Raw genomic sequence first — 451 nt, forward strand, 5'->3', positions numbered from 1 at the left:
GGTGTTCCGGGCTGGTGAGCAGGAGCAGACTCCGCCGGAGGGATTTGAATCCTCCGGCTCCGAGACGGTGCTGGGTACGGAAGTGAAATATGACACGCCGATCACCCGCACCATTACGTCTGCAAACATCGACCGTCTGCGCTTTACCTTCGGTGTACAGGCACTGGTGGAAACCACCTCAAAGGGTGACAGGAATCCGTCGGAAGTCCGCCTGCTGGTTCAGATACAACGTAACGGTGGCTGGGTGACGGAAAAAGACATCACCATTAAGGGCAAAACCACCTCGCAGTATCTGGCCTCGGTGGTGATGGGTAACCTGCCGCCGCGCCCGTTTAATATCCGGATGCGCAGGATGACGCCGGACAGCACCACAGACCAGCTGCAGAACAAAACGCTCTGGTCGTCATACACTGAAATCATCGATGTGAAACAGTGCTACCCGAACACGGCA

1 protein-coding gene is annotated in these 451 nt (G+C 56.5%); it reads left to right on the forward strand.

From position 1 onward, the window contains the following. Nucleotides 1-451, forward strand: a 451-nt coding sequence (gpJ, locus tag DF185_RS23240; protein WP_438830240.1) for a TipJ family phage tail tip protein, incomplete at both ends; no start/stop codon positions are given.

Source organism: Marinifilum breve (genome assembly GCF_003202155.1).
GTDB classification, from domain to species: Bacteria; Bacteroidota; Bacteroidia; order Bacteroidales; family Marinifilaceae; genus Marinifilum; species Marinifilum breve.